Source organism: Paramylibacter ulvae, from assembly GCF_014652655.1.
GTDB lineage: Bacteria > Pseudomonadota > Alphaproteobacteria > Rhodobacterales > Rhodobacteraceae > Amylibacter > Amylibacter ulvae.
In genome coordinates this window covers 124,699-141,501 of record NZ_BMZF01000002.1, presented here as the reverse complement: position 1 = coordinate 141,501, position 16,803 = coordinate 124,699, and the positions used below count along the sequence as shown (strand labels likewise).

At 47.4% G+C, this 16,803-nt stretch carries 15 protein-coding genes; 6 read left to right on the top strand and 9 right to left on the bottom strand.

What is annotated here, in order from left to right; genetic code table 11:
* Positions 1-97: 97 nt before the first annotated feature.
* The gene (locus tag IE094_RS05495) at positions 98-910 is read right to left on the bottom strand and encodes a class I SAM-dependent methyltransferase (RefSeq protein WP_189639582.1); all 813 of its coding nucleotides are present in this window, start codon (positions 908-910) and stop codon (positions 98-100) included.
* A 167-nt stretch (positions 911-1,077) separates the two neighbouring features.
* Between IE094_RS05495 and IE094_RS05490 the strand changes: the two genes are divergently transcribed.
* On the top strand, positions 1,078-1,935 hold the full coding sequence (locus IE094_RS05490; RefSeq protein WP_189639581.1) for a hypothetical protein: 858 nt from the start codon (positions 1,078-1,080) through the stop codon (positions 1,933-1,935).
* On the opposite strand, the gene IE094_RS05485 is transcribed toward IE094_RS05490, so the two are convergent.
* Complete coding sequence (locus IE094_RS05485) at positions 1,877-2,554, bottom strand: 4'-phosphopantetheinyl transferase family protein (protein WP_189639580.1); 678 nt, start codon at positions 2,552-2,554, stop codon at positions 1,877-1,879. The two genes, IE094_RS05490 and IE094_RS05485, sit on opposite strands and share 59 nt — an antisense overlap.
* A gap of 167 nt (positions 2,555-2,721) precedes the next feature.
* Between IE094_RS05485 and IE094_RS05480 the strand changes: the two genes are divergently transcribed.
* Genes IE094_RS05480 through IE094_RS05465 form a run of 4 tightly spaced genes read left to right on the top strand, consistent with a single transcriptional unit; the run spans position 2,722 to position 5,618 of the window.
* A complete protein-coding gene (locus tag IE094_RS05480; RefSeq protein WP_205661330.1) occupies positions 2,722-3,189 on the top strand; it encodes a glycosyltransferase family protein in 468 nt (155 codons plus the stop codon).
* The gene (locus IE094_RS05475; RefSeq protein ID WP_099591253.1) at positions 3,186-3,668 is read left to right on the top strand and encodes a glycosyltransferase; all 483 of its coding nucleotides are present in this window, start codon (positions 3,186-3,188) and stop codon (positions 3,666-3,668) included. Before IE094_RS05480 ends, IE094_RS05475 begins: the two co-directional genes overlap by 4 nt.
* An 8-nt stretch (positions 3,669-3,676) precedes the next feature.
* Positions 3,677-4,753: a Gfo/Idh/MocA family protein gene (locus IE094_RS05470; RefSeq protein WP_189639579.1), complete on the top strand. Its 1,077-nt coding sequence runs from the start codon at positions 3,677-3,679 to the stop codon at positions 4,751-4,753.
* Positions 4,754-4,757: 4 nt separating this feature from the next.
* On the top strand, positions 4,758-5,618 hold the full coding sequence (locus IE094_RS05465) for a hypothetical protein (protein ID WP_189639578.1): 861 nt from the start codon (positions 4,758-4,760) through the stop codon (positions 5,616-5,618).
* Between the two features lies 1 nt (position 5,619).
* Here IE094_RS05465 and IE094_RS05460 read toward each other — a convergent pair whose 3' ends face one another.
* The 5 genes from IE094_RS05460 to IE094_RS05440 all read right to left on the bottom strand — a co-directional run bounded on the left by IE094_RS05460 (position 5,620) and on the right by IE094_RS05440 (position 12,948).
* Positions 5,620-6,894 (bottom strand): right-handed parallel beta-helix repeat-containing protein, encoded by a 1,275-nt coding sequence (locus tag IE094_RS05460; protein WP_189639577.1) that lies wholly within the window; start codon positions 6,892-6,894, stop codon positions 5,620-5,622.
* A gap of 119 nt (positions 6,895-7,013) precedes the next feature.
* Positions 7,014-9,125 carry a right-handed parallel beta-helix repeat-containing protein gene (locus IE094_RS15595; protein ID WP_189639576.1) on the bottom strand — a complete coding sequence of 704 codons (2,112 nt, stop codon included), beginning with the start codon at positions 9,123-9,125 and terminating at the stop codon, positions 7,014-7,016.
* 469 nt (positions 9,126-9,594) lie between these two features.
* A complete protein-coding gene (locus IE094_RS05450) occupies positions 9,595-11,091 on the bottom strand; it encodes an O-antigen ligase family protein (RefSeq protein ID WP_189639575.1) in 1,497 nt (498 codons plus the stop codon).
* Positions 11,092-11,103: 12 nt separating this feature from the next.
* Positions 11,104-12,522 carry an oligosaccharide flippase family protein gene (locus tag IE094_RS05445; protein WP_189639574.1) on the bottom strand — a complete coding sequence of 473 codons (1,419 nt, stop codon included), beginning with the start codon at positions 12,520-12,522 and terminating at the stop codon, positions 11,104-11,106.
* Positions 12,523-12,732: 210 nt separating this feature from the next.
* Positions 12,733-12,948, bottom strand: coding sequence for an SMc00767 family acetate metabolism repressor (locus IE094_RS05440; RefSeq protein WP_189639573.1), 216 nt, complete (start codon positions 12,946-12,948; stop codon positions 12,733-12,735).
* Between the two features lie 145 nt (positions 12,949-13,093).
* Between IE094_RS05440 and IE094_RS05435 the strand changes: the two genes are divergently transcribed.
* Positions 13,094-14,497 (top strand): helix-turn-helix domain-containing protein, encoded by a 1,404-nt coding sequence (locus IE094_RS05435; RefSeq protein WP_189639572.1) that lies wholly within the window; start codon positions 13,094-13,096, stop codon positions 14,495-14,497.
* A 3-nt stretch (positions 14,498-14,500) separates the two neighbouring features.
* Here the strand turns inward: IE094_RS05435 and IE094_RS05430 are convergent, their stop codons facing one another.
* Both IE094_RS05430 and IE094_RS05425 read right to left on the bottom strand, forming a co-directional pair.
* Entirely contained in the window at positions 14,501-14,980 is a 480-nt protein-coding gene (locus IE094_RS05430; RefSeq protein ID WP_189639571.1) for a lytic transglycosylase domain-containing protein, read from the bottom strand.
* 143 nt (positions 14,981-15,123) lie between these two features.
* Positions 15,124-16,707 carry an isocitrate lyase gene (locus IE094_RS05425; protein WP_189639570.1) on the bottom strand — a complete coding sequence of 528 codons (1,584 nt, stop codon included), beginning with the start codon at positions 16,705-16,707 and terminating at the stop codon, positions 15,124-15,126.
* Between the last annotated feature and the right edge of the window lie 96 nt (positions 16,708-16,803).

The window sequence follows — 16,803 nt, the reverse complement described above, 5'->3', positions numbered from 1 at the left end:
GACAGAGTGACCCATCGTAATGTTGGATTCAGTGACATTTCGCACAGTCTTACAATTATATTAACCTTGGGTTTGGGCATCCGTAAACCCCTTTGCATCAGTTCGCGCAAATACACATGACCCAACGAATATCATCGGTGCGGGTTTGTTCGTTGAACAAAACCGAAAGCCCAACCTGTTTGGCGAGCCATGCATGATTATGCGAAAATGAATCGTCGGGACCAAAAATATATGACCTTGGTTGTTGCGCCAGATTGTGATCATCCGCGATGGGTTCCACAAACGCAATCACGCTATTTTTATGGGCGAGCATTTGGCGAAACAGGGTTTGCACCGCATCTTGGGAAAAATATTCCAAGACGCCGCCATAAACAAACACCAATGTGTTGTCCTGAGAGACCAGATCGTAATGATCTTCGGCATTGCCTGCGATAAATTTGATTTTTTCGATATCTGCATATTTTTGGCGATTTTGTTCCAAAACAGCGGCATTTATATCAATGCCGATCAATTCATCCAAACCATCAAGGTTTTGCGCAAAATAGTTCAGAACCTGCCCATCGCCGCATCCAATTTCAACAATGCGTTTAAACGGTAATGCGTGGTGCAATTGGTGGATTTTATCAACGATGGGTTTATGCGCACCCAAAAACCACAGCCCAAATCGATTGGTTGCTTTGTCAAAATAATCTGCGGTGGTGATATTGTTCCAAAATGAAAAATGTGCATCTTGGGTGGCCGATGTATCATGGGCACGGATCGTGTGTTGCAGGCGCGAAAATAACACGGCTTTGATCACGTTTAACCGCCATCCAGTGGGCGCGGTATTGGTGTGATTTTCAACAAAATGTGGCGCGACATAATCGGTTGCAGTGCCAAGTGCGAGTTTTAATTTCCCTTTCGTGTTCATGATGACCTCCCATGATTAACGGGAAAAAATAGTATTGAAGGATATGAGAATAGCGGTAAGTATTTGGTAATACAGTGATGAATCACATCATTTTTGATTGATTCTTATGTTTATTATTATCGAGATTTTATAAAATCAAAGTAACAAAAAGTTGTGGAATTAGAAAAATGCAATTTATTCGAAAAAACGAAGTTTGGGTGTTTTTACTGCTCATTCCGATTTTAAACTGGGCCTTTGTTGAATGGGTTGCCGCGGGCATTGAAAGTGCGGGTGGCGAAGAAAACTATCCCATGAGCATTTATCGTCACGGGCGGTTTTTCCTGTTGGGTGGCGCGTTATTTGTTCTGGTGATGATCACGCGCGGATTTGGCGGTATCACCGAATTATTGCGCCCGATGTTAAATTGGCGCGTCAACATATTGTGGTATGTCTTTGCACTGGGCTGGGCGGCATTTGTGTGCTGTCTGGTGTTGTTGGGCAAAGGCATTTTGAACGGCAACGGATTGTCCGAAATTACCATTAGCTTTGCTGTGATGAACAGCGCCTGGATGTGGTTCACTTTATTGATTTGGGCCTTTATCGGTGAAATCGTTTGGGTCAGCTATGCCGTGCGCCAATTGCAAAAGGACATGTCGATTTTTAATGCCGCAATGATCGTTGGTATTTTCTGGTCGCTTTGGTGGTTCCCAATTGTGTTTATTGGTATTTCAATCATTCCCGGTCTGCCATTGGGTGCGTTGACATTAAACATGATGGCCGCGGCGGGGATGTGTGCATTTGTTTATGCCCATACCAAAAGCGGGATCTGTGTTTGGTTGTTACAGTTCATGTTAAACTCGATGTTGTTGGTATTCCCTGTGTCACCGACATCGGGGGGGATTCCAACCTATTGGGCCTATGCGATTGTGTATTTCATTTTGATGCTGGTGTTGTTTTATCTGTTTGGTCCAACCAAGCGTAAGCCGGTTAATCAAACTGTGCCACACAGCATTGGCAATCGAACGCATCAATTGCAAGATAGTTAAATGTAACATCCCCTTGCGCCAAATGCGCACCTGTGGGGCGTTGATTTTCAAGCAAGAGAGAAATTGATTTTGGGGGCAGGGACATGCCTTGCCCCGTTAATTTCATTGCCGCTTCTTTGGCTGTCCAAAAATCAAAGAAACACTGGCGCTGTGCGGATTCATCAAGTTGATCCAGCACATCACATTCTGATTGCGTGAATACATTACGCGCAAGCTCGGCTGGTTTGACGCGCCGATCCAACAATTCAACATCCACCCCAATTGGCGCGGTTTCGGATATGGCCAAAACGGCGGCATGTTTTGAATGGCTGAGGTTGAATTCAACACCTCCACCGCGCAGGGCGGGTTTGTCGTTTTCACCGTAATCAAAAACAACGGATTGGGGTGCATCGCCCGTGATCGCACCAATGTGTTGGCGCAGAATTGCACGCCCAATAACAAACCGATCACGGTGGCGATCAAAATGAAAACGATTGGCGCGCGCGGTTTCGGTTTTATCCAGCATCGCAAATGCGCCATCATAAATTGCCGCATCAGATTTATACGCATCCAAATCAAACACCAAGGCCCGCACTCCATTTCCATGTGTGATCGTTTGAAGTGGCGCTAATCGTTGCATTGCGTAATCCCCAAGTCCCAAATCATTGAAAACACAGATACCCGCGAAAACAAAGTTTAAATTTTAGTGACCAATATCACTTAATTTCGAATTTCTGGTGACAGGTGGTGGGAATCGTCCTAGGCTGTGATCGAGCATTTTGAAAAAATTTACAGATTGATTTTATTGTGGAAAAACTTCACGACAAAAAGGTCATGGCGATTGCGTCAGGGGGTGGCCATTGGGTTCAGCTCTTGCGACTGCGCCCTGCCTATATCGACAGCAATGTCTTTTTCGTAAGCCTTGATCCAACATCGGCCAGCGATGTGCCCGATCATCGTTATTACGTCATCAGCGAAGCATCACGTAAACAAAAACTGCAATTCATTCGCGTGATTTTGCAACTGTTGCGCATCCTGTGGAAAGAACGCCCAGATGTTATTATCACCACGGGGTCGGCACCGGCACTAATGGCGCTTGGGCTTGGGAAAAAGCTTTTCCGATGCAAAACCATCTGGATTGATTCCATTGCCAATGCCGAACGCCTGTCCACATCAGGATCACAGGCGGGGCGCGTGGCCGATGTGTGGTTGACCCAATGGGAACATCTGGCAGATGACGAAAAAGGCCCGCATTATTGGGGGGCGGTTTTATGATATTTGTCACCATCGGCACCATGTTTCCGTTTGATCGTTTGATCCAAACAATGGATGCATGGGCCAAAGACCATCCCGAACAACAGGTGAAATGCCAGATCGGCACCGGCAGCTATATTCCAGAACATATGGAATATGTGCGCAAATACAGCCAAGCAGAATTTAGCGAAACCGTGCGCACCGCCGATTTGGTGGTGTCCCATGCGGGCATGGGTTCGGTGATTACAGCGGGGCGTTTTGGTGTGCCGATTGTGATGATCCCGCGGATTAAATCCAAGGGCGAACATACCACCGATCATCAGGTGGCAACGGCAAATTGGCTGCGCAAAAAACCAGGGGTTTTCATCGCTGATCATCACGCCGAATTGGGTGGAATGGTGGATTATGCGCTGATCAACGGTGAAAAGGGTAATGAATTATTCACGCAATACGCCGATTCCGCATTCACGGATCGGTTGCGCGACGCAATTTTAAAATAGGATTTGAAATGACCAAAATCGGACTCGTCGGATTGGGCAAAATGGGCATATCGCATTTTTCGATTGCCAATGCTGATCCACGCGCAGAAATTATTATTTGTGATGCGTCTGGCTATATGCTGGATACGATCAAAAAATACACGGGCTGTACCGCGTATAAATCATTCGACACGATGTTGGAAAAAGAGGATTTAGCCGCCGTCATCATCGCCACCCCATCGCGATTGCATGCACCAATGGTGCGCGCAGCGCTTGAAAAAGGGTTGCATGTGTTTTGTGAAAAACCGTTTTGTCTGGACCCAGCGGAATCCGCCGCATTGGCGAAATTGGCCGCGGACAAGGGTTTGATCACACAGGTGGGTTATCATTATCGCTATGTGGGTGCGTTTCAGGAAATGAAACGCATCATCGACAGCGGCGCAATTGGCACCGTGACCCATATTCTGGCAGAGGCCTATGGCCCTGTGATCCTAAAACCCAAGGGTAAAACTTGGCGCACAGATCGGGCAGAGGGTGGGGGCTGTTTATACGATTACGCAGCACACCCGATCAATTTGTTGAACTGGTATTTTGGCGAACCTGATCGCGCAGATGGCACAATCCTTGCCCCAATTTTTTCCGCCGATACGGATGACGAGGTTTATTCAACACTCACATGGAATGATGGAACATCCGCACATGTTTCGGTGAACTGGTCCGATGAATCCTATCGCAAGATGAGCACCAAGATTTCAATCACGGGCACCAAGGGGCGCATCAACGCCGATCGCCAAGAATGCCAAACATATCTGCGCGAAACCAACGATACATTGCCCGAATACGAACAGGGTTGGAATGTGCGTTACACCACCGATTTAACCCAAGAGGTGGCATTTTATCTGCGCGGCGAAGAATATTCCGCACAGATGTATGATTTCATATCGGCCGTGGTGGGTGATGGTGGCAATCCTGTGAATGATTTTGCATCCGCTACCCAAACCGACCGCACAATGGCGATGATGATCACCGATCACCAATCCGCCCCAACAACAAAACGCGCCGCACCGCTGGTGGCCAAGAAAAAACGCAGCTGGTTGGGGAGATAGAGACATGGATAAACTTCTGTTCGGCGATAATCAGTTTTTTGGCATCAACCACATGTCCGAAGAAAAGGCACGCGCGCAATCCATGCGGTTTCAAAATATTGAAAACGTGATTTCGGTGTTGGATGCGGCCTATGACGAAGGGGTGAAAACATTTATGTGCACCACGCATGATCGCATCGCGCTGGTCTGTGATCACGTGCGCGCCAATCCCGATAAATACCCCGATTTCAAATTTTTTCCCTGTATGCCCTATGCCCATAAATACGCCAATGCGGTGACGGATCACGGGATGATGGGGGCGCTGACGCATTTCATGCCTGATGATGGTTTGTTGAAAACCGCGCTGCGCGGCAGCGTGTCATTGGCGACCAAGGATATCGAGGGTATCATCAAAATCTTGGTCGATGTGGAAATGAAAATGTTCCAAGGCGTGCAAACGCCGGTGATTTTCCTCCAAAATGTTATCGTTGATTTGTTGCTGGGTATGGGAATGAAAGATGCGTTTAAAATCTTTCACGATCATGTTTTGGAAAACTATGACGCAGAACCTGGGTTTATTACCATGAACATGCCGATGCTGTTTGAAACGCTGGATGGGTTGGGCATTGAAAACCCGATTATTTGTTCAAACATCAATAAAATCGGGTTTCGCACATGCGGTGGTTTTGATCGTTACAAGGAAATCCTTGAAAACGAAAAACTACGTGCCATTGCGATGTCGGTTTATGCATCTGGTGCGATTGCGCCGCGCGAAGCAATTGAATGGCTGTCACAGGTGCCCAACATTGAATCCATGGTGTTTGGCGCATCCAGCCGTACAAATATTCGATCAACCCGTGAATTGGTGGGTGAATATTTCGCCTAAATCACAACGGTAAATCAACGCAAGCATCCATTATGGGTGTTTGCGTGAACGCATGGGTGCATGTGGCGGTTGTTGCGGGCATATCGGGCACAATCCATGTGCGCAGGCCAAGCGTATCATTCATTTCACCACCACCGGAATTTTTCGCGCCATATCCGCTGATCCCGCTGTCGGGCAGGGGGGTGTATTTATGCGGCGCACCTGATTTCAGGGATTGTTGCGTGAAATATTTGCCATAACCGTTGGGTGAAATGGTGATGTTATTATCAAACCGCCAGCCCGACTGCCCCTTGAATCCTTGCACATCATTGGCAAGGTTTCCTGTCACCGTCACGTTTTTGGATCCATCGTAAACAAGGATAATCGGCACAGTCACATCGCCTTGTTGTTCTGCGTTTCCTTCGGCACGCGGGTTGCCATTGGCGCGTAACACCGTGTTGTTGCGAATGGTTAAACCATTGGTTGGCCCCACGGTAATGCCATGCAGGTGATAGTTATAAATCACGTTATCTTCGATCACGAAATTCTTGTAAAACATGTTGGAACCCGCGCCATCATTGCTGACCCGTTCGTTGTAGATAAACAGGCTTTGCGTCCATGAACCGTTTCCGATGTCAAATGTATTGCCCTTGATGGTGACATTTGCGCTCGGTTTTGTGGTGTTGGTTGTCCAAAACTGGATCATATCGCGGTGATCGTCCGTATTTCGCTCTGCTGCGAAATCGTGGAAATAGTTTTGCGTGATCAACGTGTTTTGCACCTGTGCAAAATCCATACCGTCGGATCGGATGGCATGCACATTGTTGCCCTTGACCGTGACGTTATCGCTGTTCAATGTCACCATCCCGCGGAAAAACTTGGAAATCTGATTGTTGGCAATCACCAACCCATCGTTATTTTCCAGCTGAAGCCCGTGCCCCGTGCCAACACCTGTGCGCGGGTCGGTATCACCGTCAACGATGCTATTATAAAGCGATACGTTCTTGCTGTTTCGCACGGTGAAGGGTTGGATGTAATAATCATCGCCCGATGAATGATCATAATCAAAAATCAGGCTTTGCAAGCTGATGCCGCTCACCCCATCCAGCACCATTTCGGAAAATTTTGCGGGGGATTTCACATTGGCGGATTTTATGGTGATCGGTTGCGAAAACTTGGCGCCATTTAAATACAGCCCGCCATAATCGCCACCAGATAGGGAAATTGTATCGCCAGATTTTGCGCCACTGAGCGCTGATTTTAATTCATTTGGGTTTGAAACGTTGAAATTGGTCATATGACACCTTCAATAATGTTGAAGCTGTTCACAGGATACACCAACTGGCGGTTTCGCCTAGGCGTTTTTAATGGATTATGTGACGCAGCACCGTAATTGCCGCGTCACATATGTGTTATTTAAACCAGATCGTGCCAATCAGTCACCACGGTACCATCGGCGAATACAAATTCTTCGATGTTGTTATGGGATGATACGGTCAAACGACCCTCTTGATCATGTGCATTGTCAAAGCTGAAATTCAGGCGGTTGTTGTTATCAATCCAGATCCGATCAAAGTCGTCGATGTCGAAATCTTGGAAACGGATCACATCGTGACCACCCGCATTGGTGTTTGATTCACCCGTGATATAGGGGCGGTAATCATCATGGGTGATGATATATGTATCGTCACCGTCAAGACCACGCAGATATTCACTGGCAGAGCGGCCATCGGTGTTACCACCTGCGGACAAGATATCGTCCCCATCGCCACCGTTCAGATTGTCGCGACCATCGCCACCAATCAACAGGTCATTGCCGTCACGTCCGCGCAGGCTGTCTGCTTCGTTTGTGCCAAACAAGAAATTATCGCCATTGATATCGTTCAACGTATTGCCGTTGGTTAACACGGTGCCGTCTGCGAATTCCAATTCTTCGATACAATCAAAGTTGCGCACAACGATTTTCGCGCTGTCATCCGCCTCGTTCGTGAATGCGAAAACCATGTTTTCTGCGCTGTTGACGCTGATTTCGTTGAAACCATCAAGATTGAAATCGCTAAACACGATACGGTCATATCCGCTGTCTTCGGTTTCATCCAAAATCGTGGTGTGGTTATCGCTTTTGGTGATCATATAAGTGTCATCACCATCACGACCGCGCAGATATTCCGCGCTGTTGTTCACGGTGTTCGCACCAGCGTACAGCATATCATCGCCATCACCGCCATCCAGACGATCGCGGCCTTCGCCACCATATAAAACGTCATCACCGTCATTGCCACGAATGCGATCCGCACCTACATCACCGGTCAAAACGTTATCGCGTGAATTGCCTTCGATGTTCAAATTGCCGTTGTCATCAGGTTCGCCCGGATCAACAACAGGTTCTTCGACTGTTGCGCCAACGCCATCAACCGCACTTCCTGTGATTGGAATAAAGCTGTGTGGTGAACCAGCGTTCAAAGAACCAGCCGTGAAATAATCATCGTAATTGCGTGGATCAATGATCACATTGCCCGATACATTATGCCCGTTCAATCCGTAATCCGCCGTAATCCCATTGGTGACGTTGCCTGTGATTGTCACGTTTTGTGGACGATCAATCAGGTGGATATGTGGCACAGTTACGCCCGGGTCACGACCAGGGTTGCCCGTTGCGTTTGGATCACCCACGGCTTGCAATACGGTGTTGTTGCGGATGGTCAAACCGTCAGTCGCACCAACAGTAATACCGTGATAATGCGCATTATAGATCGTGTTATTTTCGATCAAAAAGTTCTGGTAATACATTGATTGACCAGCACCTTCGTTGGTGACCCGTTCGTTATGAATGAAAATGGATTCTGTCCAAGACCCGTCGCCAATGTCGAAATTGTTGCCACGGATGGTCACGTTCGCACTGGGGGCGGATGTGTTTGTTGTCCAGAACTGGATCATGTCGCGGTGATCGGCTGTGTTTTGTTCCGCATCGAAATCGTGGAAATAGTTTCCTTCGATCAAAACATTTGTCACTTGCGCGTAATCCATACCGTCGGAACGGATGCTGTGCACATCGTTTTCGATCACGTTCAAATTATCAACGCGTTCAAAAACTGCACCACGGAAAAACGTGTGAATTTCTGTGTTTTCAACAGTGACGTTATCTGAATCATTCACAACCAAGCCATAGGCTGTGCCAACACCCGAACCAGGCGCTGTATCGCCGCTGATTTCGGAATTTACGATTTCGACATTGCTACTGTTTGTAATGCGAAACGGTTGTTGATGGAGCTGATGCCCGTTTGAATATGTGTAATCCAACAAAACGTTATCAAGCGTGAGCCCGTCCACGTTGTTGATTGTTAAACCTGAAAAATTCGCGGGGTTATTGTTACTGGCAGAGGTGATGGTGACACCTGAACCAAAGTCTTTGCTGTTAATATTTACATTACCATAATTACCCGCGGCGAGGACAATCGTATCCCCACTATTCGCACTAGATAAAGCCGCATTCAGCTGCGACGCATTCGAAACATCAATCCTAGCCATTCCCGTAAGCACCTTGTTTGTTGTTGCGTGTGTTATTGCGAAAGTTATCTACACAAGGTCTGTTTCCAAAACACCCCTCAATCAAAGGCTGCATTTTGTTGGGGCAAGAAAATGCCTAAATTGTGTTTATGAATCTACTTGGAAATACTTTGATCATGCGCGATTTGTGTATCTGTGAATCAAGGTGACTTAAGGTCACTTTAATTTTATCCAATGTTTACAAAAGGTTATCATTTGCTATATTTATGAGTGCAATTTTGAACAAACCATAAACAAAGCATGGCAATCTAAGCGGCAAGTTGCTTAGCTCAAAGTCAAAATATTGGCTTTTGGGGCAATAATGGTACAAAAACGCAATTTTACGCATGATATCGCAAACCGCGCTTATCCCAATAATTGCAAATAGATCACAGTTATTTCAAGTAAAAAGTGATAAAAATCACAGTTGAGAAAAGTAGAGAATCATATCCTAACGCTGTTTTCGTGCGGTGTTTTTCAGATTCTTACGCGCAAATGGCGTTTCACTGGCACGGGTGGTAACCGGATTATCCGCTGTTTTTCCACCTGCATGGCGTGAATATCCGTGATCGGCGCGGCTTACATCCGTTTGTGGGGTGTTGGCGCGGTGATAACCACTGTTATCGCGCAGCGGCTTATCAACGCTGCCCTTTGGTTTGGCCGTCATCATCCACATGCCTGCCCCAAACAATAGGAACGTAAACGAATATACCGTTTCCCAAATATGCACCGTGCATAATGCAAACGTCATGCCAGCAAAGCTCATTACCCAACCACGTCGTAGCAACCACAATTCACGGTCACCATCGAAATTGCGAAGCCCAATACGAAACAGTGCGTAGAAATACGGTACAGAAATAAGGATCAAACCGGGGATCCCATAACGCATTGCATTCAACAGCCAGAAATTATCGACGCTATCGTCATGCATCCATGATGGGCGCACCCAATCATTTAACCCGATTCCAAAGATTGGATTGTTGATAACGTTCACAACGCCCCATTCAAAAATCAACACGCGCCAATATCCCGAATGGGCGGAAAAAGTCAGATAGCTGATCAAAACCTTGATCGGGGTGCGGTTTGATAACAAATCAACCACAACATAACAGACCACAAATAGTGTGGTCAGGATCAACCAGCGGCGCGGTACATCACGAAAAATAAGCGCCCATGCAATCAACCCACATTGAAACGCAATGCCCAGCAGCGGTGCACTGGATACAGACAAAACAACGCCCAACCCAATGGCACAACAGATAAAGATACGTTTTGTATCGGAATAAATCCCTTTGGTTCCCACATATGCCAACGCAAAAATTGTGGAACAAAACAGGCCATAATGAATCGGGTGCTGGAAAATCACCTGTGTGCGCATAATTCCCATGCGCCGCTCATTAATGATATTCCAGAAATCTGGATGGCTTTTGAATCCTGGGATTTTGTTGATTATTTCGGTGATCGGAGCGGTGGCGGTGATCGCTTCATAAATAGCAAAGGGCACGGTGCAGACCACCATCACAATCAACATGCGCTGAAACGCGATATATTCCTCGCGATTACGGATATAGGCGCGGGTCAACATATACCCGCCCAGAAAATCAAGCGCGTTCGATCCCAAAAATTCCACGGCACGATCTGGGTTGTTAATCTGCAAGCACAAACCCGCCCAAATGATATAAAGGAAAAAGAGGATGTCGACCAAATTGACCCTGCCATATTTTCCCAAGGCCAAACGGACATATAACGGGATAATCATGACCAACAGGATCACCCGCAAAAACGTCATGGATAACGTTCCAATATCAAACATGAACGGCAGAGCGATGAACAGTAAATATAAAAATACCGGCAGTGCAGGCCATTTTTTACCCGAACGCACAGCTGTATCACCCTGTGGCAATTCCACAGGTTTGGTGCGAGTCCGTGTAAAAATGACATCTGTCATCGATGCAATCCGTTATTCCTGATAACTTACGATATTACGCGCTGCCAAATATCTGCGCAAATCTTTCGATACAAAAACCAATGCCACGATGATACCCGCCATCGCCAGCACGGGCAGTGACAAAATGTTGTGATAATCGGAAATGTCGGTTTGTTGCAGCGCGAATTCCATCGCCATGCCCATAGCCAAAAACATCAAACCCATCGGCACCCAAATCGCACGCATCGAAATTTTCACCTGTCTGTACATTATATATAGTGATGTGATCATGCTAAAGATTTCGCCAATAATCCCGATCCATAACACGGTGACGACCTCGCCCGTGACGCTTGCGTAATACCACGCAAACGGCAGGGCAATCACGCGCACCACATTGGCCCACATGCCATTGCCAGTGAACGCGCGCGCAATGGAAATTTGTGTACTGGCGATTTTGACCATTGCAATCCCTTGCAACAACGCCAACCAGATAAACAGCGGGATCAGGTCTGCGTATTTGTCACCAAACAGCAGAACCAACATGAACGGCCCCACTACAACCACGCCCAATGTGAAACAGGCCGCAAGAATAAATTGGCATTGAAAAAACGCCATCGACATATGGGAAAATTCGTCGTCTTGATTTTTGCGCGACGATAACTGGGGCACAAAAAACGAGGTCACAGTTTTCGATAATAACTGTGTTGGTGCCTGTGTTAATGTGTAACCCAATGCAATGAGCGCAAAACTGGCAATACCAAATTCGCTCACCACAATTATTTTTTCGCCGTGAAAAACCCCAATCATCAGAATGTTATTGATCAACAGCGGCCAGCCAAACAGCAATGCGCGTTTAATCAACGCTTTGTCCAGCGACAAACGATAGGCGCGCTCGGCTAAATAATGCGATGCACCGACCATCACGATGTCTTGCAACAATATCGAAAACAGCATCACGCGAAAATCACCGAATATATAATAGAGCGGCAAAACCACGATCACGGCGAAAAACGCGGATGATGTATGGCTGAGGATCTCGGGCAGATAATTCATCCGCCGTTGCATGCGATACACATCGAAATGGTAAAACCCATATATCAACGGCAGCAACGCCAATGTGCGATATGCCCAAGCGATTTCTGGCACCTCTAGATATGCCGAAATAAATCCCGCGCTGAAAAATAAAACGAGCGCGGACAGAACGCTGCGCAGCAAATGAAACCCCTGCAAACCGGCCTGAACATCTGGATCGCCGCCGTCTTCGGCCTGAACCACCAACAGATGAAGCCCGATCGTGGTCAGCATTTCAATTACGGCCATGGTTACGGCAAATGTCGCCGCCACACCGTAATCTTCGACACTGATCAGGCGGGCAATTAACAAATTACGCACCAGCAACATCACCGAGCCAAACGCATTGCCCGAAAAAATCAAAAGAATTGAGCGCAGCATAATCGGCTTTCGTCAATAAAGTTAAATTCGCATCACCAAGTCATTTTGCCATGATGTGCGAAATGGTCTTAAAAATATACGTCTATAATATGTCTTTGCGGGAACCATAGAAATAATGGTGGTTCTGGGCAATCAAAATAAAAGACCCCAGCGTTTCCACTGGGGTCAATTGCTTCGAACAACAGTTTCCGATTCCGGCTCGAAGTATTCTTATTCTTTGCGGGTAATTACTGGGATTAACAAATCGCCCCAGTTGCCATCGCCATTGTGGTGGCGTGATGAACGGATCAGTTCCACGGACACGCCAGCCTCGACCGCGCGTACAACCGATTGGTTCAGGCGGTGTAAATCGTTTGCGAGCATACGGATGGCTTGATCCGTTTGGTCAGTGTTATCCGATGGTGTTTCTTTAACTTCTGCAGACATGGCTTCGTCCTTTCTAGTTTCTGTGACAAGATTTACACGAATCGCGATATGCCGCGACTAAAACAATGTTTTATATGGTGTTTTTCGTGTAATATTGTAAAAGATTGTAAAAATCGTTTTTGTAAATTTGTAAAAGGATTCTGTCATGGCCGAACAAAAGGTCTTTGCTGGCCCCCGTATTCGCCGACTGCGTAATTCTTTGGGGCTGAGCCAAACGGCGATGGCCAAGGAAATTGGGATTTCGCCCAGTTATCTGAACCTGATTGAACGCAACCAGCGCCCGTTGACGGTGCAATTACTGCTGAAACTCAGCGGCCAATATGATTTGAATTTGGAAGAATTGAAAACCGATGCGGGCGGGGCAGTACCCGAATTAAAAGAAGTATTTGCCGATGCATTGCTGGCCGGTGAACTTCCTGGAACCGAAGAGTTGTTCGAGGTGGCAGAGGCCGCGCCGAATGCGGCCAATGGTGTCATAAAACTGTACCGCGCTTATCGCGAATCCCAAGAACGGCTGACCGATCTTAAGGATCTGTTGGCGCAAGAGGGTAAATTAACCAGCCTTGATCAGGCGCGCTTGCCATCAGATGAATTTAACGAGGCCGTTGAAACCCGCGCCAATTATTACCCTTTCACGGATGAGGCCGCAGAAGCATTCGCCAAGGAAATTGGACACGGGCCATTGTTGCTGGCGAATTTGGTAAACTGGTTCAAGCGCGAACACGGGATTGCGGTGCAATTTGTCCCATCAGAGGTAATGCCAAACCTGCTCCGTCGTTTTGACAAACACACCATGCGTTTGTTCATCGCCGATCGGCTCAGCAGTTTTGATCAGGTCGAACAGGTCGCGATGGAGGCAGCGATGATTGTCCTGCGCGATGCAATTGACGAAGACATGAAACGCCTGAACCTAAAAAGTGCCGAGGCACAGCGTTTGGCGCGATTCCATTTGGCGCGTTACGGGGCACAAGCGATCATGATGCCCTATCAGGCGTTTTGGCGCGTGGCGCTGCGTGGAAAATATGAAATTGATCAACTCGCCAGCCGCTTTGCCGTTTCATTTTCACAGGCAGCACATCGTGCCACCACATTGCAGCGCAAAGATATGGAAGGTTTGCCATTCTTTTTCATGGAAACCGATCATGCGGGCAACGTGTTGCGCCGCGGCGGTGCGATGGGCTATCCTCATACAGAATTTGGTGGCGCCTGTCCGAAACTGGGTGTTTACGCAGCATTTGCACAAACGCGCATGACCATCAAAGACAATGTTGAAATGCCAAATGGCCAGCAATACATCACGCTCAGCAAGGCAATCAAAGGCCCTAAATTGGGGTTAAGCGAGCGGCCACGTTTTACCGCATTTTTGCTGGGGCTTGATGCGGAATTTCAGGATCAAACCGTATTTGGTTCGGGGAACAAGGTGCTGGTCGGTCCCGCCTGTCGTTTGTGTGAGCGCAGCGCATGTTTATCGCGCGCCGAACCACCGATCACCCGCCCATTGGGATTGGATGAAATGGTGACGGGGTTAAGCGTGTTTGATTTTCAATAAAGGTTATTGCGAACGCAAACCCGTTTCCACCAACATACCACGGCGTTTTGCCTCGTAATAATATCCGCGTGAATACCATTTAACGGCGGTATCAAAACTTCCGTCTGATAATAACCATGCACCGCGCAAATATTTCACGGAATATTTCAGGTTGGTTTCTGCATCCAGCAATCCTTGCGGGGAACCCGAATATCCCATGGATTTCGCGGTGGCTGGCAGGATTTGCATCAATCCGTAATATGGGCGATTGATCGCAGCGGGGTTATGGGTGCTTTCGCGTTTTACAACACGGTGCACCAGCCCCACAGGCACATCATAGATTTCGGCGTATTTGTTGATCAAGCGGCGCAGCTCGGGTGTTTCATTTGGATAAAGTGGAATATTATCGACCACTGGCGGTTTCGCCTTGGGTTTCGAGCCACCACAACTGGCCAGTGCAGCAAGACAAAGTGTGAGCGTGGTGCGGCGTGAAAAGGACTGCATCGAATTTCCTTTGGTTGTTTTTTCAAAACACTAACCAAAGAGCGCAGTGCCGCAAGGGCGGTCAATTTCAAGCGGCAACAATTCGCCAAGTAAAAGGCCCGCAGGTTTCCCCGCGAGCCCATGTCAATCAGCCAATGTTAGGATTAGCCGAATTGGTTCATTGTGTTGTCTTTACCGCCCGCTTTCAGCGCCGCTTCACCAGCAAAGTATTCTTTGTGATCGTCACCCATGTCTGAACCAGACATATTTTGGTGTTTCACACATGCGATTCCTTGGCGGATTTCTTTACGCTGAACGCCCGCCACATAACCAAGCATACCCGCATCACCAAAGTATTCTTTGGCCAAGTTATCTGTGGACAATGCCGCAGTATGGTACGTTGGCAATGTGATTAGGTGATGGAAAATACCCGCTTCGCGTGATGAATCCGCTTGGAATGTTTGAATGCGCTTGTCTGCCTCTGCTGACAATTCTGATGCGTCATATGCAGATGACATCAGGTTCGCACGATCATATGCGGATACATCGCGGCCTTCTTCTGTCCATGCGTCGAACACTTGCTGACGGAAGTTCAGCGTCCAGTTGAATGATGGCGAGTTGTTGTAAACCAATTTCGCATTTGGAACGGTTTTACGAATTTCGCTTACCATGCCACCGATTTGCGCGATATGCGGTTTTTCTGTTTCGATCCAGATCATGTCTGCACCATTTTGCAATGATGTGATTGAATCCAGGACACAACGTGCTTCGCCTGTGCCTGCTTTGAATTGGAACAGGTTTGAAGGCAAACGCTTTGGACGCATCAATTTGCCGTCGCGTTTGATAACAACGTCGTTGTCGCCCATTGTGTCTACGGTCACTTCTTCGCAATCAAGGAAGCTGTTGTATTGATCGCCCAAATCGCCCGCTTCTGTTGAATAAGCGATTTGTTTGGTCAGGCCAGCGCCCAGGCTGTCTGTACGTGCAACGATGATACCGTTGTCGATGCCCAGTTCCAAAAATGCGTGACGACATGCACGGATTTTTTGCAAGAAATCTTCGTGTGGAACGGTCACTTTACCGTCTTGGTGGCCACATTGTTTTTCATCGGAAACTTGGTTTTCGATTTGCAATGCACAGGCACCCGCTTCGATCATTTTCTTGGCCAACAGGTATGTTGCTTCTGCGTTACCAAAACCAGCGTCGATGTCGGCGATGATTGGCACAACATGTGTTTGGAAATTGTCGATTTTTGATTGTACTTCTGCGCGTGCAGCGGCATCTGGTGCGGCGTCCAAATCGCGAAACAATCCACCCAATTCACGTGCGTCTGCTTGGCGCAAGAATGTGTACAATTCTTCGATCAAGGCAGGAACAGATGTTTTCTCGTGCATGGATTGATCTGGCAATGGGCCAAATTCAGAACGCAACGCGGCGATCATCCAACCTGACAAATACAGGTATTTGCGTTTCGTTGTGCCAAAATGTTTTTTGATCGCGATCATTTTTTGCTGACCGATGAAACCATGCCAGCAACCCAAAGATTGTGTGTACTGAGATGAATCAGCGTCATATGCATCCATGTCTTCGCGCATAACGTCGGCTGTGTATTGTGCAATATCCAAGCCGGTTTTGAAGCGGTTTTGTAAACGCATACGTGCAACATTGCTTGGGTCGATTGAATTCCAAGAACCACCTGCGGTGTCGCGTAAGTCAGTGATTGATTCGATGTCTTTGTCAAAGGGCATGTCAGCCTCCATGTGTTGTAAAATGACTGCCCCTTGGTTAGCATACAACAGTATACAATCACGCATTTTCGCCGAATTTGGCGTTAATATCGTGTT